Below are 22,126 nucleotides of genomic sequence, written 5' to 3'. Positions count from 1 at the left end.
ATCATACACGAATTCGGCGCCAGGGCCGCGGCGAGGTTGGCGTCCGTCAGCGTATCCGTCGGGGGATCGCGATCAGGCTGGCGGAGAAAATCAGCGCCGCGCCGATCAGCGAGAGCGGTTCCGGGGTTTCTCCCCAGCGCAGCCAGGCGATAATGCCGGCGAAGACGATGGCCAGGTAGGCGACCGGGCCGATCATGCCGGGCGGTGCGAGGCTGTATGCCTTGGTCATGACGATCTGGCTGCTGGTGGCGAGCAGGCCGGCGACGAGCAGCAGCCCCAGTTCATGGCTGTCGAGAGGTTGCCAGGCCCAACTCAAGGGGATGGCTGAGATCAGCGCGCTGAACAGCGAGAAGTAGAAGACCATGCGGTAGGCTGGCTCGGTGTCGCTCATCTCTCGGATGGAAACGAACGCCAGAGCGGCCAGTATGCTGGCAGCCATGCCAACTAGCGCCTGGCCGCCGAACAGCGCGGTGGAGGGCCTGGAGACCAGCAGTACCCCGGCGAGGCCGATGCTCGTGGCGACCAACATGCGCCGGTTGATCGGCTCCTTGAGCCAGAGCCAGGCGATCAGCGGCGTGAACACGGGGGCCGAATAGGTGAAAAGCATCGCATCTGCCAGGGGCAGGTGGGCGATGGCGTAGAAGAAGCAGTACATCGCCGCGAGGCCGAAGGCGGTTCGCCACAGGTGCGATTTCAGGCGACTCGTTCTCAACGGTCGAATGCCGCGCAGTAGAATCAGGGGAACGAAAAACAGCACGCCAACGAGGTTGCGGAAGAACACCACGGACTCATTGCCGATGGTGCTCGATGCTTCGCGGATGGCGACACCCATCAGCGAAAAGAGCAGGGCGGAAAGAGCCAGCAGTAACGCCCCTTGCACGGGGCGAATGGAGCGGCTGGTCGGCTCGCTCATCAGCCGCGAAGTAGCGGGTAGAGGTTCGTCAGCAGCTTGCGCCGGCCGAAAACCAGTTGCCAGCGGTTGCCGCCCAGTTGGCGCCAGAGGCGGGCGGAGCGAATGCCGGCCAGGAGCAGGGCGCGGATTTTCGCCGCATTGCCGGCCTGCTGCAGGTAGCGCATGTCGCCATGGACCTGGATGCGCTGGCGAAAGGTGCTCAGCGTGTCCTGGTAGAGTCCGCCGCAGGCCGCGATCACATTCTCGTGCGTCAGCCCGAAATGCTGCACCTGCTGCTGGATCTGATCGAGACGGCTGCCGATCACTTGCAGCATGTCGTCGCGCTTGGCCAGTTGGCGCTCCAGGCCGAGCAGGCCCAGCGCATAGCGCAGGGGCTCGCGCTGCAAACTGGTCGGATCGCGCTCCAGGGCGCTGGCCAGGGCGCGGTAGCCCTCACGCAGGTTGAGGTCGTCTCCGCCGTAGACCTCCAGGGTGTCCTTGGGATCGCGCACCAACAGGCTGCCGAGCATGCAGCCCAGAGCTGCTTCGCTGATCTGGCCGGTCTTGGCGACCTTGTCCGCCAGTGCGGCGGCGTTGAACACCGCGCCGAGCGCCACCAGTTGTTCCTGGGTCGGAGTCATGGACGGCGCACCTCGTCATCCCACGGCGTGGCCGTTTCGATCACGCCGCCACCCAGGCATACCTCTCCGTCGTAGAACACCACGGACTGCCCCGGAGTGACGGCCCGCTGCGGCTCGTCGAAGATCGCCCGATAGCCGTCTGCGGTCCGCTCCAACGTGCAGGCCTGGTCGCTCTGGCGGTAGCGCACTTTCGCCGTCAGACGGCGCGGGCTGTTCAGGTCCACCGGGTTGACCCAGAAAATCTCGGATGCAGACAGTGCCCGGGAGAACAGCCAGGGATGTTCGTTGCCCTGGCCGACCACCAGGACATTGCGGGCCACGTCCTTGGCCAGCACATACCAGGGCTCATCGCTGGCGTCCTTCATGCCGCCAATGCCGAGGCCCTGGCGCTGGCCGATGGTGTGGTACATCAGGCCGTGATGGCGGCCGATGACTTCGCCGTCGGTGGTTTCGATGTTGCCGGGCTGGGCCGGCAGGTATTGCTTGAGGAAGTCGCTGAAGCGGCGCTCACCGATGAAGCAGATGCCGGTGGAATCCTTTTTCTTTGCCGTGGCCAGGCCATAGCGTTCGGCGATGGCGCGGACCTCGGGTTTTTCCAGTTCGCCGACCGGGAACAGCGTGCGGGCGATCTGTTCGCCGCCGACGGCGTGGAGGAAGTAGCTCTGGTCCTTGTTCGGGTCCAGCCCCTTGAGGAGTTCGGTGCGACCGTCGATGTCGCGCCGGCGCACATAATGACCGGTCGCGATCAGGTCGGCGCCCAGCATCAATGCATAGTCGAGGAAGGCCTTGAATTTGATCTCGCGATTGCAAAGGATGTCCGGATTCGGTGTGCGCCCGGCCTTGTATTCTGCGAGGAAGTGTTCGAAGACGTTATCCCAGTACTCGGCCGCGAAGTTGGCGGTGTGCAGCTTGATGCCGATCTTGTCGCAGACGGCCTGTGCGTCGGCCAGGTCTTCCTTGGCGGTGCAGTATTCGGTGCCGTCATCCTCTTCCCAGTTCTTCATGAACAGGCCTTCCACCTGATATCCCTGCTCGAGCAGCAGGAGGGCGGAAACGGACGAGTCCACACCGCCGGACATGCCGACGATGACGCGGGTATGGGCTGGATCGTGCATAGGTCTGAATGCTGACTGCATGAAAAGACGACGATTCTATCAGGGCCGGGGTCGGGAGGGCGACTCAGGCGGAATCCCGGATCAGTTCCAGCGGGTAGCGTTCCTTGACGAGGTAGTCATCGATACAGCGCAGCACCAGTTCGCTCCGCCAGCGTTCGGGTTGTGCAGCGAGTTCCTCGCGGGTGAGCCAGCGCGGGCCGATGATGCCTTCATCCAGCAGATGATTCTGGCGCTGGCGTAGCGGGCGGGCCGCGAAGCAGACACGCTGGTAGGTCACGCCATTGCTGGGGGCGGTGTACAGGTAGATTCCGGTGACCGCGGTCAGCTCCACATCCCAGCCGGTTTCTTCGAGGGTTTCGCGCAAGGCTGCCTGTGTGAGACTTTCGTCGGCTTCCAAATGGCCAGCAGGCTGGTTAAATACGGCGCGCCCATCGGCGACTTCCTCGACCAGAAGAAAGCGGCCCTGGTCTTCCACCACGGTGGCAACTGTGACATGGGGGGTAAAGCGCATAGGTTTCTCCGTCTGAGTGTCGGCATGTTACCTACCTCCATGAGGGAAGGGGCAATCCAAGGTTGAGCTGCTAGGATGAAGGGCGCCCCACTCAAGACTTGTAGCATTCGTGTGGCTACGACTACATGTTTGCGAAAGCACTGTGCGGGAAGGGCTAGCGTCTGTTTCCCGCTATGGCGGGTAGTGGAAAATGCGTGACTTTCTGTAGAAAAACTACAAGAATGGCCCGCCTTTCCGCGACCCAAAGATCCATCTGCCACGCCATCCGCGTGGCAGGATGTCAGACCACGAAAAACAACGGAGTCCAGCATGGGATACCAAAAGATCCAGGTGCCTGCGAACGGTGACAAAATCACCGTTAATGCCGACATGTCCCTGAACGTGCCGAACAACCCGATCATCCCGTTCATCGAGGGTGACGGCATCGGTGTCGATATCAGCCCGGTGATGATCAAGGTGGTGGATGCCGCCGTCGAGAAAGCCTACGGCGGCGAGCGCAAGATTGCCTGGATGGAAGTCTACGCCGGCGAGAAAGCGACCCAGGTATACGACCAGGACACCTGGCTGCCGAAAGAAACCCTCGAGGCGGTGCGTGACTACGTCGTCTCCATCAAGGGCCCGCTGACCACCCCGGTCGGTGGTGGCATCCGCTCGCTGAACGTGGCCCTGCGCCAGGAGCTGGATCTCTACGTCTGCCTGCGCCCGGTGCGCTGGTTCGAAGGTGTGCCCAGCCCGGTGAAGAAACCCGGCAACGTGGACATGGTGATCTTCCGCGAGAACTCCGAAGACATCTACGCCGGCGTCGAATGGAAAGCCGGCACCCCGGAAGCCGAGAAGATCATCAAGTTCCTCACCGAGGAAATGGGCGTCAAGAAGATCCGCTTCACCGACATGTGCGGTATCGGCATCAAGCCGGTTTCCGAAGCCGGTACCAAGCGTCTGGTTCGCAAGGCCCTGCAGTACGCCGTGGACAATGATCGCAGCTCCGTGACCATCGTTCACAAGGGCAACATCATGAAGTTCACCGAAGGTGCCTTCAAAGAGTGGGGCTACGAAATCGCTCGCGACGAGTTCGGCGCCGAGCTGCTGGACGGCGGCCCGTGGATGCAGTTCAAGAACCCGAAGACCGGCAAGAATATCGTGGTCAAGGACGTGATCGCCGACGCCATGCTGCAGCAGATTCTGCTGCGTCCGGCTGAATACGACGTGATCGCCACCCTCAACCTGAACGGCGACTACCTGTCCGACGCCTTGGCGGCCGAGGTGGGTGGTATCGGTATCGCGCCGGGGGCCAACCTGTCCGACTCCGTGGCCATGTTCGAAGCTACGCACGGTACTGCGCCGAAGTATGCTGGCCAGGACAAGGTCAACCCGGGTTCGGTCATCCTCTCTGCCGAGATGATGCTGCGCCACATGGGTTGGGGCGAAGCCGCCGACCTGATCATCAAGGGCATGAACGGCGCCATCGGCGCGAAGACCGTGACCTACGACTTCGAGCGTCTGATGGACGGCGCCAAGCTGATGTCTTGCTCCGAGTTCGGCGACGCCATGATCTCGCACATGTGAGCCGATAAGCGGTAACAAAAAGGCCGGTCGAATGACCGGCCTTTTCAATTTGAGCGATCTCCGGCCTAGGCTTCGACCGGGTTGCTCTGGGTCTGGCTACTGGCCACTGCGGGTGCGGCTTCATCGGCGGTCGCATTGACGGCGCAGATGTTGATAGCGTGCAGGCCCTTCGGACCTTGCAGGATATCGAAACGCACGAGTTGACCGGCTTTAAGGGTTTTGTAGCCGTCCATTTGGATTGCCGAGTAGTGGGCGAATAGGTCCTCATCTCGGCCGTCAGCCAGGATGAATCCATAGCCCTTGGCGTTGTTGAACCACTTGACCTTACCGCTGAGCATGCTGATATCCCTCTGCAAGGACTCCATCATGGAGTATCATCCACTTCGACTCCGCGCGCCGACTCATGTCGACAGATGCGGAACCCCTGGTACCCGCCTAAGTGGGTATCCTCTGTTTGTAACACTGTTTTGCCGATAGTCAAGACAATGCTGCGCCTGGCTGAGAAGCCGGTCAAAATCCCTCTAAGCAGCCGTGTTCATCCAACCAGAAGCTTTTTTCCAGCATGCGTGCAAGCAGTCAGATTCGACTAACATTCAATCAGGACCGTCCCGATACGCATGAGGACGACTCCTCCGGCCTGGCCGTACAGGAAGCCAAGCCGACGTTGCAGGCGCCGCCGATGTACAAGGTGGTAATGTTCAACGATGACTACACACCCATGGATTTCGTGGTTGAGGTGCTCGAGGTGTTTTTCAACCTGAATCGGGAGCTGGCCACCAAGATCATGTTGACCGTCCATACCGAGGGGCGGGCGGTGTGCGGAGTGTTTACCCGCGATATCGCCGAGACCAAGGCCATGCAGGTCAACCAGTACGCCAGGGAAAGCCAGCATCCGCTACTCTGTGAGATCGAGAAGGACGGTTAACGCCGACCGCTTGGGTATGAGGTGAAGCTATGTTGAACCGTGAGCTCGAAGTCACCCTCAATCTTGCCTTCAAGGAGGCTCGCTCCAAGCGCCATGAATTCATGACGGTTGAGCATCTCCTGCTGGCCCTGCTGGATAACGAAGCCGCTGCAACTGTTCTGCGCGCCTGCGGGTCCAACCTGGAGAAGCTGCGGCGCGATCTGCAGGAGTTCATCGATTCCACCACGCCGTTGATTCCGCAACACGATGAGGACCGCGAGACTCAGCCGACCCTGGGATTCCAGAGGGTTCTGCAGCGGGCGGTCTTCCATGTGCAGAGTTCCGGCAAGCGCGAGGTAACCGGCGCCAACGTGCTGGTGGCGATCTTCAGCGAGCAGGAAAGCCAGGCGGTCTTTCTGCTCAAACAGCAGAGCGTGGCCCGCATCGACGTCGTCAACTACATCGCTCACGGTATTTCCAAGGTGCCAGGCCATAACGAGCAACCCGACAATGAGGACATGCAGGACGAGGAGGGCGGCGAAGCCTCCTCTGCCGGCCATCCTCTGGATGCTTACGCCAGCAACCTGAACGAGCTGGCCAGGCAGGGGCGTATCGATCCGCTGGTCGGGCGCGAATCCGAAGTGGAGCGCGTTGCCCAGATCCTGGCACGTCGTCGCAAGAACAATCCATTACTGGTCGGTGAGGCCGGTGTCGGCAAGACTGCCATTGCCGAAGGTCTCGCCAAGCGGATTGTCGATGGCCAGGTGCCTGATCTGCTTTCCGACAGCGTGGTGTATTCACTCGACCTGGGTGCGTTGCTGGCGGGGACCAAATACCGCGGCGACTTCGAGAAGCGCTTCAAGGCATTGCTCAACGAGCTGCGCAAGCGGCCCCATGCGATTCTCTTCATCGACGAAATTCACACCATCATCGGTGCCGGTGCGGCCTCCGGTGGCGTGATGGATGCGTCGAACCTGCTCAAGCCGCTGCTTTCCTCCGGCGAGATCCGCTGCATTGGCTCGACCACTTTCCAGGAATTCCGCGGCATCTTCGAGAAGGACCGCGCCTTGGCTCGACGCTTTCAGAAGGTCGACGTGACCGAGCCGTCGGTCGATGACACCTATGGAATCCTCAAGGGGCTGAAAGCCCGCTTCGAGCAGCACCATCACATCGAGTACAGCGATGAGGCGCTGCGTGCGGCCGCAGAGCTAGCTGCCCGTTACATCAACGATCGCCACATGCCGGACAAGGCGATCGATGTGATCGACGAGGCCGGTGCCTATCAGCGCTTACAGCCTGAAGACAAACGCCTGAAGCGCATCGAGGTGGCCCAGGTCGAGGATATCGTGGCGAAGATCGCCCGAATTCCGCCGAAGCACGTGAACAGCTCTGACAAAGAGCTGCTGCGTAATCTCGAGCGCGACCTGAAACTTACGGTATTCGGCCAGGATGCGGCTATCGATTCGCTGGCCACGGCCATCAAGCTGTCCCGCGCCGGCCTCAAGGCACCGGACAAGCCGGTGGGCTCCTTCCTCTTCGCTGGTCCGACCGGCGTCGGTAAGACGGAGGCGGCACGGCAATTGGCCAAGGCACTGGGCATCGAATTGATCCGCTTCGATATGTCCGAGTACATGGAGCGGCATACGGTGTCCCGTCTGATCGGGGCGCCACCCGGATACGTCGGGTTCGACCAGGGTGGCCTGCTGACCGAGGCGATCACCAAGATGCCGCACTGCGTGCTGCTGCTGGATGAGATCGAGAAGGCGCACCCGGAAGTCTTCAACCTGCTGTTGCAGGTGATGGACCATGGCACCCTGACCGATAACAACGGGCGCAAGGCGGACTTCCGCAACGTCATCCTGATCATGACCACCAATGCCGGGGCAGAAACGGCTGCGCGGGCGTCCATCGGTTTCACCCAGCAGGATCATTCCTCGGATGCGATGGAAGTGATCAAGAAGAGCTTCACGCCGGAATTCCGCAACCGCCTGGATACCATCATCCAGTTCGGCCGGTTGAGCCACGAAGTGATCAAGAGCATTGTCGACAAGTTCCTCACCGAGCTGCAGGCGCAGTTGGAGGACAAGCGCGTGCAGCTCGACGTCACCGATTCGGCGCGCGGCTGGCTGGCGGAGCGGGGTTACGATGTGCAGATGGGCGCTCGTCCGATGGCTCGCCTGATCCAGGACAAGATCAAGCGTCCGCTGGCCGAAGAGATCCTGTTCGGCGAATTGGCCGAGCATGGCGGCATTGTGCACATCGATATCAAGGATGGCGAGCTGAGCTTCGACTACGAAACGACCGCCGAACTGGCTTGATCCACTTAGGCAGCAAAACGAAAACGCCCGGCAATGCCGGGCGTTTTCCATTCGACTCGCTTAGCGGGCGCGATAGGTGATGCGGCCCTTGCTCAGGTCGTAGGGCGTCAGTTCGACGCGGACCTTGTCGCCAGTAAGGATGCGAATGTAGTTCTTGCGCATTTTGCCAGAGATATGCGCGGTAACGACGTGCCCGTTTTCCAACTCCACACGGAACATGGTGTTGGGCAGGGTGTCGACGACAGTGCCTTCCATTTCGAAGCTGTCTTCTTTCGACATGCAGTAAAGCCCTCGGTCTCGAATGAATGGCCCGGTGCGAACTGGCCCCAGGCGAAAGCGGCGTGCATTGTGCCCGAAAACCTGTCTTGCCGCCAAGGGCTTCAGGTCAGAGTGACCCAGCGTTGGTTGACGAACAGTTCGATCGGACGGTACTGGGTCTTGTAATTCATCTTGCGACAATTCTTGATCCAGTACCCGAGATAGACCGCATGGAGGCCGAGTCGTGCGGTCTCGCCGATCTGCCAGAGGATGGCGTAACGACCCAGGCTGCGACGCTCTTCGTCTGGATCGTAGAAGGTGTAGACGGCCGATAATCCGTTAGGCAGAACGTCCGTCACCGCAACGGCTACCAGCCGTCCGGCTAGTCGGAACTCGTAGAAGCGAGCGAAGGGGAGGTCGCGGACGAGGAAAGTGGCGAACTGGTCGCGGCTGGGCGGATACATGTCTCCATCGGCATGGCGTTGTTCGATGTAGCGCACGTAGAGGGCGTAGAGCTCTTCATTGAAATTGGGGCGTACCGGACGAACCTGCAGGTCCATGTTGCGCTTGAGAATGCGCCGCTGCTGGCGATTAGGGATGAACTTGTCGACAGGGATGCGCGCGGGTACGCAAGCCGTGCAGCGCTGGCAGTGGGGGCGGTAGAGGTGGTCGCCGCTGCGCCGGAAACCCATTTCCGAAAGTTCGGCATAGACGTCCACATCCATCGGCTGGCTTGGGTCGAGGAACAGGGTCGTGGCCTGTTCTTCGGGCAGGTAGCTGCATGGATGGGGCTGAGTGGCGTAAAACTTGAGACGAGCCAGCTCGGTCATGGTCAACCCTCGGGGAAACCCTAGAGCAAGTGTATGTCAGGCGCTGGGATGCGCCTACCACTCCGAGGTTGGTGGTGTGTTTTTTTGACTGACTGTACTGGTATTCGTTGCGCCGGGGGCCAGCGAGACAGTCCAGTCCGCTGCGCTGGGTCGATCCAGATGGTGCCTCAGATAGCGGGCGAACTCGGTCCTAGAGATAGGGCGAGCGCCAAAGCTCTGCAGGTGCTGGGTTGGCATCTGGCAATCGATCAGGACGAACCCCCAGTGCTTCAGGTGCGCCACCAGCGTGGCGAAACCGACCTTCGAGGCGTTATCCGCTCGGCTGAACATGGATTCGCCGAAAAATAGCTGCCCCATGGCCAGCCCGTAGAGCCCGCCGACCAGTTGGTCGTCTTGCCAGACTTCGACCGAATGGGCGACGCCGCGTTGATGCAGGGCCAGGTAGGCATTCTGCATTGCCTCGGTAATCCAGGTGCCGTCGGCGTAGTCCCGGGGAGCTGCGCAAGCACGGATGACGGCTGGGAAGTCCCGGTCGAAAGTCACCCGATAGTGGCCCTGGCGTATACATTTCGCCAGGCTCCGGGAAAGATGGAATTCATCGGGAAACAGAACCGTTCTCGGGTCGGGTGACCACCAGAGAATGGGCTGGCCGTCCTGGTACCAGGGGAAGCAGCCATGACGGTAGGCCTGGATCAAACGATCAGCAGAAAGGTCGCCACCGGCAGCGAGCAGCCCGTTGGGTTCGCGCAAGGCCCGTTCCAGGGGCGGAAAGATCAGGTCGTCGCGTTTCAGCCAGGTCAGCATGGAGGGGGAGGGCGGGCGCTCGCGCCCGCCTGATCGTCATTTGTCGAGGTATTTCTCGACATCCAGTGCGGCCATGCAGCCGGCACCGGCGGAGGTGATGGCTTGGCGATAAACGTGGTCGGCTACATCGCCCGCCGCGAAGACGCCTTCGATATTGGTGGCGGTGGCATTACCCTCGCTTCCGCCCTGGATGACCAGATAGCCGTCGCGCATTTCCAGTTGGCCCTTGAACAGGTCGGTGTTGGGCTTGTGGCCGATAGCGATGAAAACGCCGGCCAGTTGGAGTTCCTTGTTTTCCCCGTTCTGGGTGTCTTTCAGGCGCACGCCGGTCACACCGCTGGCGTCACCCAATACTTCTTCCAGGGTGTGGTTCCAATGCAGGCGGATATTACCGTTGGCGGCCTTCTCGAACAGTTTGTCTTGCAGAATCTTTTCGGCGCGCAGCTTGTCGCGGCGATGGATCAGGTGTACTTCCTTGGCGATGTTGGAGAGGTAGAGCGCCTCTTCCACGGCTGTGTTGCCGCCGCCGATCACGCAGACGACCTGGTTGCGATAGAAAAAGCCATCGCAGGTGGCGCAGGCGGAAACGCCTTTGCCGGCGAACGCCTCTTCCGAGGGCAGGCCGAGATATTGAGCCGAGGCGCCGGTCGCAATGATAAGTGCATCACAGCTATAGGTAGCGCTGTCGCCCTTGAGGATAAACGGGCGCTGTTGCAACTCGGCAGTATGGATATGGTCGTAGACGATCTCGGTGTCGAAGCGCTCGGCGTGCTTCTGCATGCGCTCCATCAGGGCGGGGCCAGTCAGCCCTTCGACGTCACCGGGCCAGTTGTCCACTTCGGTCGTGGTGGTGAGCTGGCCGCCCGGCTGGATGCCGGTTATGACCACGGGCTTGAGGTTTGCCCGGGCTGCGTAGACGGCGGCGCTGTATCCAGCGGGGCCGGAGCCCAGGATTATCAGTCGCGAATGCTTGACTTCACTCATAAAAACACCTCATAAGCCTTTGTCACAAAAGAAAATGCGTGCTCCAATTGAGCCGCCCGGACGATGCTGCCGGCTATGCTACACCGAAGCAGGAGAGGGCGGCAAAACGCGCCGGCAGGGTCTGGTCCGGCGTGGCATCGGGCGAGCAAACCCGTACAATAGGGGCGTTTTTCGCCGTCCACTCAGTGTTGGGAGCGCCAAAAGCGCAGGAAAAGACGCGTTTTGAAGAATACCACTACCACCGCCCAAGCCCCCGTCTGGCGTCAGCAACTGCACTACCGTCTGAAGGAAGGTGCGCTGATTGCCCTGGGGGCCCTTTGCCTGTACCTCTGGATGGCCCTGTTGACCTACGATCCGGCCGATCCCGGCTGGACGCATACCAGCCGCGTCGAGCAGGTACAGAATGCGGCCGGCCGTGCGGGTGCCTGGTTTGCCGACATCCTGTTCATGGCCCTGGGCTATTTCGCTTACCTGTTTCCGCTGTTGCTGGCCATCAAGACCTGGCAGGTATTCCGCAGCCGGCATCAACCCTGGCAGTGGAGCGGCTGGTTGTTCTCCTGGCGGCTAATCGGCCTGGTTTTCCTCGTGCTGTCGGGCGCCGGGCTGGCCTTTATCCATTTCCATTCCGGTTCCAACATGCCGGCGTCGGCCGGTGGTGCGCTTGGGGAAAGCCTGGGGCAGCTCGCCATCAACGCTCTCAATGTCCAGGGCAGCACGTTGCTGTTCATTGCATTGTTCTTGTTCGGGCTGACGGTGTTCAGTGACCTGTCCTGGTTCAAGGTCATGGACGTGACCGGCAAGATCACGCTGGATCTCTTCGAACTGATCCACAACGCCATCAATCGCTGGTGGAGTGCCCGTGTCGAGCGCAAGCAACTGGTGGCCCAGTTGCGCGAGGTGGATGACCGGGTCAACGCCGTGGCCGCACCGGTGCTCCCGGATCGCCGAGAGCAGGCCAAGGTCAAGGAACGCCTGATCGAGCGTGAAGAAGCATTGACCAAGCACATGACCGAGCGGGAAAGCCGGCCCGCGCCGATCATCACGCCACCGCCACCCCCCAAGGCGGCGGAGCCCAGCAAGCGCGTACTCAAGGAAAAACAGGCCCCGCTGTTCGTCGATACCGCCGTGGAAGGCACTTTGCCGCCGATCTCCATTCTCGACATGGCGGAGAAGAAGCCGAAGAAATACTCCCCCGAATCGCTGGAGGCGATGTCGCGACTGCTGGAGATCAAGCTCAAGGAGTTCGGCGTCGAGGTGCAGGTGGAGTCCGTCCACCCGGGGCCGGTGATCACCCGCTTCGAAATCCAGCCCGCAGCCGGGGTGAAGGTCAGCCGGATTTCCAACCTGGCCAAGGACCTGGCGCGTTCGCTGGCGGTGATCAGCGTGCGCGTCGTGGAGGTCATACCGGGCAAGACCACCGTGGGTATCGAGATACCCAACGAAGACCGCCAGATCGTTCGTTTCTCCGAAGTGCTTTCGTCGCCCGAGTATGACGATGCTAAGTCGCCGGTGACGCTGGCGCTCGGACACGATATTGGCGGCAAGCCGATCATCACTGACCTGGCGAAGATGCCGCACTTGCTGGTCGCCGGTACCACCGGTTCCGGTAAGTCGGTGGGTGTGAATGCCATGATCCTGTCGATCCTGTTCAAGTCCACGCCGGAGCACGCGCGGCTGATCATGATCGACCCGAAAATGTTGGAGTTGTCCATCTACGAGGGTATTCCGCACCTGCTCTGCCCGGTGGTCACCGATATGAAGGAGGCGGCGAATGCCTTGCGTTGGAGCGTCGCCGAGATGGAGCGCCGCTACAAGCTGATGGCAGCAATGGGAGTGCGGAATCTCGCCGGCTTCAACCGTAAGGTGAAGGATGCCGAGGAAGCCGGTACGCCGCTGACCGATCCGCTCTACCGCCGCGAAAGCATGGATGACGAGGCGCCGTTGCTGAAGACCCTGCCGACGATCGTGGTGATCGTCGACGAGTTCGCCGACATGATGATGATCGTCGGCAAGAAGGTCGAAGAGCTGATCGCGCGTATCGCACAGAAGGCCCGTGCGGCGGGTATTCACCTGATCCTGGCGACCCAGCGTCCCTCTGTGGACGTGATCACCGGCCTGATCAAGGCCAACATCCCGACGCGGATGGCCTTCCAGGTGTCCAGCAAGATCGACTCCCGCACCATTCTCGACCAGGGCGGCGCCGAGCAGTTGCTGGGCCACGGTGACATGCTCTACCTGCCGCCGGGCACCGGTTTGCCGATCCGCGTCCATGGCGCCTTCGTCTCTGACGACGAGGTGCATCGCGTCGTAGAAGCCTGGAAGATGCGGGGGGCGCCGGATTACATCGAAGACATCCTTGCTGGCGTGGAGGAAGGCGGCTCGTCCAGTGGCTTCGATGGCGGAGGCGGGGAAGGCGGAGAGGGGAGCGAAGAGGACCCGCTGTACGATGAAGCGGTGCGTTTCGTTACCGAGAGCCGCCGCGCTTCGATTTCCGCGGTCCAGCGCAAGCTCAAGATTGGCTACAACCGCGCCGCCCGCATGATCGAGGCCATGGAGATGGCCGGTGTGGTGACGGCGATGAATACCAACGGCAGCCGCGAAGTGATCGCGCCGGGGCCGGTACGCGACTAATCGAATCAATGAGGATTTTCATGCGCCTGATCCGCATGTTGCTGTTGGCAGCCCTGAGTTTTGCCGTCGTTCCCGCCCACGCCGAAGACAAGGCGGTCAAGCGCTTGACTCAGTTGCTGAGCCAGGCCCAGACCCTGACGGGGCGATTCTCCCAACTGACGCTGGATGGCAGCGGTACTCAGTTGCAGGAGACGGCCGGCGAACTGGCACTCAAGCGGCCAGGGCTGTTCCGTTGGCATACGGACGCTCCGATGGAGCAGTTGTTGGTATCCAATGGCGAAAAGGTCTGGCTCTACGATCCGGATCTGGAGCAGGTCACCATCCAGACACTCGACCAGCGCCTGACCCATACACCGGCTCTGCTGCTCTCCGGCGATGTTTCGAAGATCAGTGAAAACTTCGAGATCACTCACAAGGAAGGGGGGGATGTGGTCGACTTCATCCTCAAGCCGAAGGCCAAGGACAGCTTGTTCGACAGCCTGCGCCTGTCCTTCCGTAATGGCGTGGTCAACGACATGCAGCTGATCGACAGCGTCGGACAGCGCACCAATATCCTTTTCCTCGGGGTGAAAATGAACGAGCCGCTGGACTCCAAACAGTTCAGTTTCGACATCCCGGAAGGCGCCGACGTCATTCAGGAATGAGCATGGACCTGTTCCGCTCCGAACCCGTTGCCCAGCCTTTGGCCGCGCGCTTGCGCCCGGGCAATCTGGATGAGTATGTCGGACAGGAACACCTGTTGGCCCGGGGCAAACCGTTGCGCGAGGCCCTGGAGCAGGGGGCGCTGCACTCGATGATCTTCTGGGGGCCTCCCGGCGTCGGCAAGACCACCCTGGCGCGTCTGCTCGCGCAAGTTTCCGATGCGCATTTCGAGACGATTTCCGCCGTGCTCTCAGGCGTGAAGGAAATCCGCCAGGCAGTAGAGGTGGCCAAGCAGCAGGCCGCCCAATATGGCCGGCGGACCATTCTCTTCGTGGACGAAGTGCACCGTTTCAACAAGTCTCAGCAAGACGCCTTCCTGCCCTACGTCGAAGATGGAACGCTGATTTTCATTGGTGCCACGACGGAAAACCCCTCGTTCGAACTGAACAACGCCTTGCTGTCGCGAGCCCGGGTCTATGTGCTGAAGAGCCTGGATGAAGCCGCCCTGCGCAAGTTGGTTCAACGCGCGCTGGGCGAGGACAAGGGGCTGGGTAAGCGCCGCCTGCAGCTCCCGGAGGACAGTTTCAAAATCCTCATGGCCGCCGCCGATGGCGATGGCCGTCGCTTGTTGAACTTCCTGGAGAACGCCGCCGATCTGGTCGAGGACGGCGGCTCGATCGAGGTGGAGCTGCTACAGAATCTGCTGGGCGACAGCCGGCGTCGTTTCGACAAGGGCGGCGAGGCGTTCTACGACCAGATTTCCGCGCTGCACAAATCGGTCCGGGGTTCTAATCCGGATGCGGCACTCTACTGGTTCACCCGGATGCTTGATGGAGGCTGCGATCCGCTCTATATCGCCCGTCGCGTGGTGCGGATGGCCAGTGAAGACATCGGCAATGCCGATCCGCGGGCGTTGAGCCTTTGCCTGACAGCTTGGGATGTGCAGGAGCGTCTTGGCAGTCCCGAGGGTGAGCTGGCGGTAGCCCAGGCAATCGTCTACCTGGCCTGCGCACCGAAGAGCAATGCGGTCTACACGGCCTTCAAGGCGGCTATGCGCGATGCGGCGGAAAATGGCTCGCAGGAGGTGCCCCTGCATCTGCGGAATGCGCCGACCAAGCTGATGAAGCAGCTGGGCTATGGCGACGAATACCGCTATGCCCACGACGAGCCGGATGCCTATGCAGCCGGTGAAGACTACTTCCCGGAGGCACTGGAGCCGCGCCATTACTACCAACCGGTTCCGCGCGGCCTGGAATCGAAAATCCGCGACAAGCTGGACCATCTCGCGGCCCTTGACCGCGCCAGTCCGCGGCAACGGAGAAAGCCATGATTCGCCTGATCCTGGCCGTAGCCGCCGGCGGCATTGCGGGCACTCTGTTGCGCTTCGCTGTCGCAAGTTGGGTGACGGCCCATTTGCCGAAGTATTTCCCTGTCGCGACGCTGACGGTGAATCTGGTCGGCTGCATGCTGATCGGTTATTTGTATGGCCTGTTTCTAGGGCGTCCGGAGCTGCCGGTCGAAATCCGTAGCGGTTTGCTGCTCGGATTTCTCGGTGCCTTGACGACCTTTTCCTCCTTTTCCCTGGATACGCTGCGCCTGCTGGAACATGGCGAGCTGCCGATCGCGTTGGGCTATGTGGCTATCAGCGTCGTCGGCGGCCTGCTCGCAACCTGGGCCGGGCTGTCCCTGACCAAGCTCTGATAGAAGAGAAGAACCACGATGCTCGACTCCAAACTGGTACGTACCCAACTGCATGAAGTGGCGGAGCGCCTGGCTACCCGCGGCTTCCAACTGGACGTGGCGCGTATTGAAGCGCTGGAGTCCCAGCGCAAGACCGTGCAGACCCGTACCGAACAACTGCAGGCCGAGCGTAACGCCCGCTCCAAGGCCATTGGCCAGGCCAAGCAGCGTGGCGAGGACATCGCTCCTTTACTGGCCGATGTGGACCGCATGGGCAGCGAACTGGAAGCAGGCAAGCGCGAGTTGGATGCGATCCAGGGCGAGCTGGATAGCCTGATGCTGAGCATTCCCAATCTGCCGCACGAGTCCGTGCCGGTGGGCGATGACGAGGAGGGCAACGTCGAGGTCCGTCGCTGGGGTACGCCGCGCGTCTTCGATTTCAACGTCAAGGACCACGTAAGCCTCGGTGAGCAGAATGGCTGGTTGGACTTCGAAACCGCCGCCAAGCTGTCCGGCGCCCGCTTTGCCTTGATGCGCGGGCCGATTGCCCGACTGCATCGTGCCTTGGCGCAGTTCATGATCAACCTGCATACCAGCGAGCATGGCTACGAAGAAGCCTACACGCCCTATCTGGTCCAAGCTCCGGCCTTGCAGGGAACCGGCCAACTGCCGAAGTTCGAGGAAGACCTGTTCAAGATCGGTCGTGAAAACGAGGCAGACCTTTATCTGATCCCGACGGCAGAGGTTTCCCTGACCAACATCGTTGCTGGAGAAATCCTGGATGCGAAACAGCTGCCGCTAAAGTTCGTCGCCCACACGCCGTGCTTCCGTAGCGAAGCCGGTGCATCCGGACGGGATACCCGCGGCATGATTCGCCAGCATCAGTTCGACAAGGTCGAGATGGTACAGATCGTCGAGCCGGGCAAGTCCTACGAGGCTCTGGAAAGTCTCACGACCAACGCCGAACGCGTTCTGCAGCTGCTCGATCTGCCCTATCGTGTCCTGGCATTGTGCACCGGCGACATGGGCTTCGGCGCAACCAAGACCTACGATCTGGAAGTCTGGATTCCTAGCCAGGACAAGTACCGCGAGATTTCTTCCTGCTCCAATTGCGGCGATTTCCAGGCCCGTCGTATGCAGGCTCGTTACCGCAACCCGGAAACCGGCAAGCCCGAGCTGGTTCATACACTGAACGGTTCCGGTCTGGCCGTTGGGCGGACACTGGTCGCCGTCCTGGAAAACTACCAGCAGGCCGATGGTTCCATTCGCGTGCCCGAGGTGCTCAAGCCTTACATGGGCGGCGTCGAGGTCATCGGCTGAGTCGTCACTTCTCTTCGTCGAGAGGGTAGACATGAGGGAATCACGAGCCGGATCTGGCGGTATCGTATTCCCTCATTCTTCATGAGCCGCAAGCGGCTCGATATTCATCAAGGGCAGCGCTATGGATTACCTCCCGCTTTTTCACAACCTGCAGAAACGCCAGGTTCTCGTGGTGGGTGGCGGCGAGGTGGCATTGCGCAAAGCCCGCTTGCTGGCATCCGCCGGCGCGGTGCTGCATGTCGTGGCGCCGCTGATAGAGCCTCAGTTGGTCGACCTGGTAGAGCGAACGGGCGGACAAAGTGTCGTGCGCGGCTATCTGGACAGCGACCTGGATGGCTGTGTGTTGGCCATTGCGGCCACCGATGACGAAACCTTGAACGCCCGGGTTTCTCAGGATGCACATGCCAAGAGGGTACCCGTCAACGTCGTCGATGCGCCGGCGCTGTGCAGCGTGATCTTTCCCGCCATCGTCGATCGTTCGCCCTTGCTCGTTGCGGTATCCAGCGGCGGTGATGCTCCCGTGCTCGCCCGTCTGATTCGTGCACGCATCGAAACCTGGATTCCGGCCGCCTATGGTCGACTGGCCGGTTTGGCGAAGAAGTTTCGCAGCCAGGTGAAGAAGCAGCTTCCCGACGTACAGCAGCGTCGGGTGTTCTGGGAGGATGTCTTTCAGGGCGGCATCGCCGAGCGGGTATTTGCCGGGCAGGAAAGCGAAGCCGAACGCCTGCTGGAAGAAAAGCTTGCCGGTGCGGAGGCGCAGGCGTTGGGCGAGGTCTACCTGGTTGGGGCCGGGCCGGGCGATCCCGACCTGTTGACTTTCCGAGCGTTGCGTCTGATGCAGCAGGCGGATGTCGTGCTTTACGACCGTTTGGTGGCGCCCGCCATCATCGAGCTGTGTCGACGTGATGCCGAGCGAATCTATGTCGGTAAGCAGCGCGCCGATCATGCGCTTCCCCAAGAGCAGATCAACCAGCAGCTGGTCAGTCTGGCCCGGCAAGGGAAGCGTGTGCTGCGTCTGAAGGGCGGCGACCCGTTCATTTTCGGTCGTGGCGGGGAAGAGATCGAAGAGTTGGCGGCCAACGGTATTCCGTTCCAGGTCGTGCCTGGCATCACGGCTGCCAGCGGCTGTGCCGCTTATGCCGGTATTCCGCTGACCCACCGCGACTATGCCCAGTCGGTACGCTTCGTCACGGGGCACCTAAAGGACGGCAGTTGCGACCTTCCTTGGAGTGACCTGACCGCGCCGGGGCAGACCCTGGTGTTCTATATGGGGCTGGTTGGCCTGCCCTCGATCTGTGAGCAACTGATTCGTCATGGCCGCGCTGCGGATACGCCCGCAGCGTTGGTCCAGCAGGGTACCACTCCTGGCCAACGGGTCTTCACCGGGACTCTGGCCGATCTGCCCCGGCAAGTGGCCGAGCATGAAGTTCATGCTCCCACGCTGGTCATCGTTGGCGAGGTAGTACGCCTGCGCGACAAACTGGCCTGGTTCGAAGGCGGCCAGCCGCAGAACTAGCCGGAACGTTGCCAGATACCACGTCCCGGCAGCCGCCCGCGATCATGCGGACGCTCGAAAGAGTGCTGTGGACCTTTCGGCACGATTCCATTCGGGTTGATGGTTTTGTGGCTGCAGTAGTAGTGGTGCTGGATATGCTGGAAGTTCACCGTGTTGGCGACGCCGGGCCATTGATACAGCTCGCGTAGCCAGTTGGACAGGTTGGGGTAATCCTCGATGCGCCGCAGATTGCACTTGAAGTGGCCGAAGTAGACCGCATCGAAACGGATCAGCGTGGTGAACAGGCGCCAATCGGCTTCGGTGAGATATTCGCCGGCCAGGTATCTGTGCGTGCCGAGGTGTTCGTCCAAACGGTCCAGTTCGGCGAATAACGTGTCGAAGGCTTCTTCGTAGGCGTCCTGGCTAGTGGCGAACCCGGCTCGGTAGACGCCGTTGTTCACTGCAGGATAGATGCGCTGGTTCAATTGCTCGATGGTTTCGCGCAGGGGCTGTGGATAGAAGTCCAGGCGCGAGCCGGTGAGTGCATCGAATGCCGAATTGAACATGCGGATGATTTCGGCCGACTCGTTGCTGACGATGCGCCGACGTTCTTTGTCCCACAGCAGCGGCACGGTTACGCGCCCGGTGTAGTGAGGGTCGTCCTGTCTGTAGCGTTGGTACAGGTAATCCAGCTCATCCAGCGCATCGCCAGTCGAACCTGTGGCGGAGTCGAATGTCCAGCCGTTCTCGCCCATCAGCCAGCCGACCACCGAGACGTCGATGAGTGTCTCCAGACCTTTGAGCTTGCGGAAAATCAGGGTGCGATGAGCCCAGGGGCAGGCGAGGGAGACATACAGGTGATAGCGACCACTCTCCGCAGGAAAGCCGCCTTCACCGCTGGGGCCCGCACTGCCGTCGGGAGTGATCCAATTGCGGCGTTGTGCCTGTTCACGCTGGAACTGTCCGTCTTTGCCTGTCTTGTACCATTGGTCGTGCCACTGACCATCGATCAGTAATCCCATCGCGTCCTCCCAGGAAGGCTCTCTATATGAGAGGGCAGTCTATCCGGGAAGGTTCGAACGAAAAGCGCAAAGAGCGGGCGTCAACTATCGATCACCTCGATATGTCGCGGGCATTCCAGTAGTCATTGGCCTGACTCAGCGCTTGCTCGCGTGGCACGCCGAGTCCGCGTAAGGCAAGGGCCATGGTGGCGGTCACGGCCTGGCAACCATAGTTGTCATCGACTTCGCCACGCCAGAATGCCGCGAGATGCGCGGGGTCGAGCCGCTCCGGTTTCACCTGGCGCAGAGGGGAGAGCGGTGGCCACTCTTCATCCCACGGCTGGCCGTCCCGGGTGCCGTAAAGGTGGCTGGTTGCGTCCGGGTTGATTTCGATTTCGCCCCCTTCGCCCTTGATCACGATGGCCGTGTCGCCGAGCAACTGGCTGGCTTGCCGATGCACTTCCTGATACCCCGGGTGGAAGATGCTCTGCAGACCGCAACGGGCCTGCAAGGGGTTGAGGATGCGTGCCAGGGAGTGGATCGGGGAACGAAGCCCGAGGACGTTGCGCAGATCGATCATGCGCTGTAACTGCGGCATCCAGGCCCCTAGTGGAATGAACGCCGTGCCCTGGCTGTCCAGAGCCGCGCCGACTTCAGCCCAGCTCTGGCACAGGGGAATGTGCAGCTCGGACAGGAGCTGCTCGCTGTACATCCGACCGGCAGTATGAGCACCGCCGCCGTGCAACAGAATGCGCCTATCGTTCTGTGCCAGGCACTTCACTGCCAGCAGATACCAGGGCAGGTGGCGTTTCTTGCCGGCATAGGTGGGCCAATCAATATCCACGGCAATGGCGGGTGCGTTCAATCGCGCGCGAACCGCTTCGGTGAAGCCGGCCAGCTCTTCCGCGCTTTCCTCCTTGTGCCGCAGCAGCATCAGGAAGGCGCCGAGCTGGGCGTCTTCCACGTTGTCATCGAGCAGCATGCCCATGGCTTCGCGTGCCTCTTCACGACTCAGGCTGCGTGCGCCACGTTTGCCCTTGCCGAGGATACGGACGAATTGGGCGAAGGGGTGTTCGGGCGGCGTGACGATGTTCATAGGCAATTGGTCGGTTTGGGCAGGCCCGCCAGCTTGGCGGCCAATTTGGCAGGGGTGCCCTTGAACAGGCGGTTCAGGTGAAGACTGTTGCCCTTTTCCGGGCCGAGCTTGAGCGCGACGTACTTGATCAGCGGACGGGTAGCCGGGGAAAGCTGGAACTCGGTGTAGAAGTCACGCATCAGATGCAGAATCTCCCAGTGCTCCTGGCTCAGCGACAACTCCTCCCGGGCCGCCAGTGCCTCGGCCACCAATGTGGACCAGTCGCTCAGGTCGGCCAGATAACCATCCTTATCCAGCGCGATGGTGCGATCGTCGATGATCAGATCGCTCATAGCCAGCTGTTGACCTTCTCGTAGCGACAGCAGAGCTCGACGAAGCCTGGATAATTTACCGGCTGAACGCGTCCCGATGGCGCGATTCCGCGCGCCGCGAGATCCTCGTCGAGTGCGAACACGGCAATTCCCTCGGGCAATTGCTGGACGGACTCCCAAGGCGTACTGCCGGCTCGCAGGGCATGTACCGCATCACCCGTCAGCAGAAGTGCATCGTTGCGCCCCAGCAAGGCTAGGCAGCTGGCGAATCGGCTATCGCCAAAAGGCGAATGGGAAAGAAGATGCAAGGTGGCCATCAGAGCGTTATCACCAGGTCGTAGCGGTCAATCAGGTCGCGTAGAGCTGCATCATCCAGGCACTGAACCGGCAAGTCGAGGGTGGTATCCGCCAAGCCACGTTCGTCCAAGCTGCGCTGGGCGACATAGAGCGAATCGACACCGAACAACGGCAGCGCTTGCAGGTTGGCGGTCAGGTCCTTCTGCTGGATGGCTTCCGGATATTGGGTCGGTGCCAACTGAAAGACCCCGTCGTCCAGAAACAGCATGCCGATCGGCAGGTCGAATGCACCACCCGCCAAGGCGATATCCAAGGCCTCCCGGGCGCCAGGGCCCGACCAGGGGGCCTGGCGGCTGACGAGCAATAGGGATTTGGCCATCACGGACCTCCGAAGCAGACCAGCCGATCGGCCATCTGCGCAGCTTCATGCAACTGGCCGAGCCCTGACAAATCCCAGGGTTCGCCCAGGTTGGCGGACGGTCGGCCATAGCGCCGGGCCTCTTCTTCATTGAGAACGCCGCGCCGTAGAGCCGCGGCTATGCATACCACCGCATCCAGTCGATGGTGCCGAACGAAGACGCCCCATTCCGCAGGCAGGTTCAGCTCATCCTGGGGAGGGACGGCGGCATTGGATGCGTTGTGCACGGCATCCTGATAGAAGAACAGGCGGACGATCTCATGCCCGCTGGCCAATGCCGCCTCGGCGAAGCGCAATGCACGGCGCGAGGAGGGCGCATGGGGGGCGGAAAAAAGGGCAATGGCGAATTTCATGCTGAATCGGTTCGGAGTCGATTAGGCCGAATGATAAGGCCTTGTCGTGCCGGATGCTC

At 61.2% G+C, this 22,126-nt stretch carries 24 protein-coding genes; 9 read left to right on the top strand and 15 right to left on the bottom strand.

Annotation, left to right across the window (positions count from 1 at the left end):
• Positions 1 to 46: 46 nt before the first annotated feature.
• The 4 genes from PIN01S_RS08620 to PIN01S_RS08605 form a co-directional block, all read right to left on the bottom strand.
• Positions 47 to 913 carry a DMT family transporter gene (locus PIN01S_RS08620; protein ID WP_084335250.1) on the bottom strand — a complete coding sequence of 289 codons (867 nt, stop codon included), beginning with the start codon at positions 911 to 913 and terminating at the stop codon, positions 47 to 49.
• Positions 913 to 1,533, bottom strand: a complete 621-nt coding sequence (hflD, locus tag PIN01S_RS08615) for a high frequency lysogenization protein HflD (RefSeq protein WP_084335249.1) — start codon at positions 1,531 to 1,533, stop codon at positions 913 to 915. The genes PIN01S_RS08620 and hflD overlap by 1 nt, the downstream gene beginning before the upstream one ends.
• Positions 1,530 to 2,648, bottom strand: coding sequence for a tRNA 2-thiouridine(34) synthase MnmA (gene mnmA, locus PIN01S_RS08610; protein ID WP_084335248.1), 1,119 nt, complete (start codon positions 2,646 to 2,648; stop codon positions 1,530 to 1,532). The genes hflD and mnmA overlap by 4 nt, the downstream gene beginning before the upstream one ends.
• A gap of 64 nt (positions 2,649 to 2,712) precedes the next feature.
• Positions 2,713 to 3,159, bottom strand: a complete 447-nt coding sequence (locus PIN01S_RS08605) for an NUDIX hydrolase (protein ID WP_084335247.1) — start codon at positions 3,157 to 3,159, stop codon at positions 2,713 to 2,715.
• Positions 3,160 to 3,468: 309 nt separating this feature from the next.
• Here PIN01S_RS08605 and icd point away from each other — a divergent pair, with 309 nt between their 5' ends.
• The gene (gene icd, locus PIN01S_RS08600) at positions 3,469 to 4,725 is read left to right on the top strand and encodes an NADP-dependent isocitrate dehydrogenase (protein ID WP_084335246.1); all 1,257 of its coding nucleotides are present in this window, start codon (positions 3,469 to 3,471) and stop codon (positions 4,723 to 4,725) included.
• 65 nt (positions 4,726 to 4,790) lie between these two features.
• Here the strand turns inward: icd and cspD are convergent, their stop codons facing one another.
• Complete coding sequence (gene cspD, locus PIN01S_RS08595; protein ID WP_084335334.1) at positions 4,791 to 5,063, bottom strand: cold shock domain-containing protein CspD; 273 nt, start codon at positions 5,061 to 5,063, stop codon at positions 4,791 to 4,793.
• A gap of 224 nt (positions 5,064 to 5,287) precedes the next feature.
• On the opposite strand from cspD, the gene clpS reads away from it, so the two are divergent.
• Entirely contained in the window at positions 5,288 to 5,650 is a 363-nt protein-coding gene (clpS, locus tag PIN01S_RS08590; protein ID WP_084335245.1) for an ATP-dependent Clp protease adapter ClpS, read from the top strand.
• A 29-nt stretch (positions 5,651 to 5,679) separates the two neighbouring features.
• Positions 5,680 to 7,947 (top strand): ATP-dependent Clp protease ATP-binding subunit ClpA, encoded by a 2,268-nt coding sequence (gene clpA, locus PIN01S_RS08585; RefSeq protein WP_084335244.1) that lies wholly within the window; start codon positions 5,680 to 5,682, stop codon positions 7,945 to 7,947.
• A gap of 60 nt (positions 7,948 to 8,007) precedes the next feature.
• Here clpA and infA read toward each other — a convergent pair whose 3' ends face one another.
• From infA to trxB, 4 genes are all read right to left on the bottom strand, one after another.
• A complete protein-coding gene (gene infA / locus PIN01S_RS08580) occupies positions 8,008 to 8,226 on the bottom strand; it encodes a translation initiation factor IF-1 (RefSeq protein WP_002553999.1) in 219 nt (72 codons plus the stop codon).
• Positions 8,227 to 8,327: 101 nt separating this feature from the next.
• A complete protein-coding gene (locus PIN01S_RS08575; RefSeq protein ID WP_084335243.1) occupies positions 8,328 to 9,035 on the bottom strand; it encodes an arginyltransferase in 708 nt (235 codons plus the stop codon).
• A gap of 54 nt (positions 9,036 to 9,089) precedes the next feature.
• Positions 9,090 to 9,839 (bottom strand): leucyl/phenylalanyl-tRNA--protein transferase, encoded by a 750-nt coding sequence (gene aat, locus PIN01S_RS08570; RefSeq protein ID WP_084335242.1) that lies wholly within the window; start codon positions 9,837 to 9,839, stop codon positions 9,090 to 9,092.
• A gap of 36 nt (positions 9,840 to 9,875) precedes the next feature.
• The gene (gene trxB / locus PIN01S_RS08565) at positions 9,876 to 10,823 is read right to left on the bottom strand and encodes a thioredoxin-disulfide reductase (RefSeq protein WP_084335241.1); all 948 of its coding nucleotides are present in this window, start codon (positions 10,821 to 10,823) and stop codon (positions 9,876 to 9,878) included.
• Between the two features lie 222 nt (positions 10,824 to 11,045).
• Between trxB and ftsK the strand changes: the two genes are divergently transcribed.
• From ftsK to cysG, 6 genes are all read left to right on the top strand, one after another.
• Positions 11,046 to 13,454, top strand: a complete 2,409-nt coding sequence (gene ftsK, locus PIN01S_RS08560; protein ID WP_084335240.1) for a DNA translocase FtsK — start codon at positions 11,046 to 11,048, stop codon at positions 13,452 to 13,454.
• 20 nt (positions 13,455 to 13,474) lie between these two features.
• Positions 13,475 to 14,098, top strand: coding sequence for an outer membrane lipoprotein periplasmic chaperone LolA (gene lolA / locus PIN01S_RS08555; RefSeq protein WP_084335239.1), 624 nt, complete (start codon positions 13,475 to 13,477; stop codon positions 14,096 to 14,098).
• Between the two features lie 2 nt (positions 14,099 to 14,100).
• Positions 14,101 to 15,426, top strand: coding sequence for a replication-associated recombination protein A (locus tag PIN01S_RS08550; RefSeq protein ID WP_084335238.1), 1,326 nt, complete (start codon positions 14,101 to 14,103; stop codon positions 15,424 to 15,426).
• Positions 15,423 to 15,797 carry a fluoride efflux transporter CrcB gene (crcB, locus tag PIN01S_RS08545; protein WP_084335237.1) on the top strand — a complete coding sequence of 125 codons (375 nt, stop codon included), beginning with the start codon at positions 15,423 to 15,425 and terminating at the stop codon, positions 15,795 to 15,797. Before PIN01S_RS08550 ends, crcB begins: the two co-directional genes overlap by 4 nt.
• Positions 15,798 to 15,815: 18 nt before the next feature.
• Complete coding sequence (serS, locus tag PIN01S_RS08540; RefSeq protein ID WP_084335236.1) at positions 15,816 to 17,096, top strand: serine--tRNA ligase; 1,281 nt, start codon at positions 15,816 to 15,818, stop codon at positions 17,094 to 17,096.
• 121 nt (positions 17,097 to 17,217) lie between these two features.
• The gene (cysG, locus tag PIN01S_RS08535; RefSeq protein ID WP_084335235.1) at positions 17,218 to 18,612 is read left to right on the top strand and encodes a siroheme synthase CysG; all 1,395 of its coding nucleotides are present in this window, start codon (positions 17,218 to 17,220) and stop codon (positions 18,610 to 18,612) included.
• Here cysG and PIN01S_RS08530 read toward each other — a convergent pair.
• The 6 genes from PIN01S_RS08530 to tusD all read right to left on the bottom strand — a co-directional run bounded on the left by PIN01S_RS08530 (position 18,609) and on the right by tusD (position 22,067).
• Complete coding sequence (locus PIN01S_RS08530; protein WP_084335234.1) at positions 18,609 to 19,613, bottom strand: glutathione S-transferase family protein; 1,005 nt, start codon at positions 19,611 to 19,613, stop codon at positions 18,609 to 18,611. The genes cysG and PIN01S_RS08530 overlap by 4 nt on opposite strands.
• 91 nt (positions 19,614 to 19,704) lie before the next feature.
• Positions 19,705 to 20,688, bottom strand: a complete 984-nt coding sequence (locus PIN01S_RS08525) for a glycosyl transferase family protein (RefSeq protein ID WP_084335233.1) — start codon at positions 20,686 to 20,688, stop codon at positions 19,705 to 19,707.
• Positions 20,685 to 21,020 carry a TusE/DsrC/DsvC family sulfur relay protein gene (locus PIN01S_RS08520; protein WP_084335232.1) on the bottom strand — a complete coding sequence of 112 codons (336 nt, stop codon included), beginning with the start codon at positions 21,018 to 21,020 and terminating at the stop codon, positions 20,685 to 20,687. The genes PIN01S_RS08525 and PIN01S_RS08520 overlap by 4 nt, the downstream gene beginning before the upstream one ends.
• A complete protein-coding gene (gene tusB, locus PIN01S_RS08515; RefSeq protein ID WP_084335231.1) occupies positions 21,017 to 21,316 on the bottom strand; it encodes a sulfurtransferase complex subunit TusB in 300 nt (99 codons plus the stop codon). The genes PIN01S_RS08520 and tusB overlap by 4 nt, the downstream gene beginning before the upstream one ends.
• Complete coding sequence (tusC, locus tag PIN01S_RS08510; protein WP_084335230.1) at positions 21,316 to 21,675, bottom strand: sulfurtransferase complex subunit TusC; 360 nt, start codon at positions 21,673 to 21,675, stop codon at positions 21,316 to 21,318. Before tusC ends, tusB begins: the two co-directional genes overlap by 1 nt.
• Positions 21,675 to 22,067 carry a sulfurtransferase complex subunit TusD gene (gene tusD / locus PIN01S_RS08505; RefSeq protein WP_084335229.1) on the bottom strand — a complete coding sequence of 131 codons (393 nt, stop codon included), beginning with the start codon at positions 22,065 to 22,067 and terminating at the stop codon, positions 21,675 to 21,677. Before tusD ends, tusC begins: the two co-directional genes overlap by 1 nt.
• Positions 22,068 to 22,126 lie beyond the last annotated feature (59 nt).

The organism is Pseudomonas indica NBRC 103045, assembly GCF_002091635.1.
Lineage (GTDB): Bacteria > Pseudomonadota > Gammaproteobacteria > Pseudomonadales > Pseudomonadaceae > Pseudomonas_M > Pseudomonas_M indica.
The sequence above is the reverse complement of the archived record's forward strand: the minus strand, read 5'-3'. Positions and strand labels throughout refer to the sequence as shown.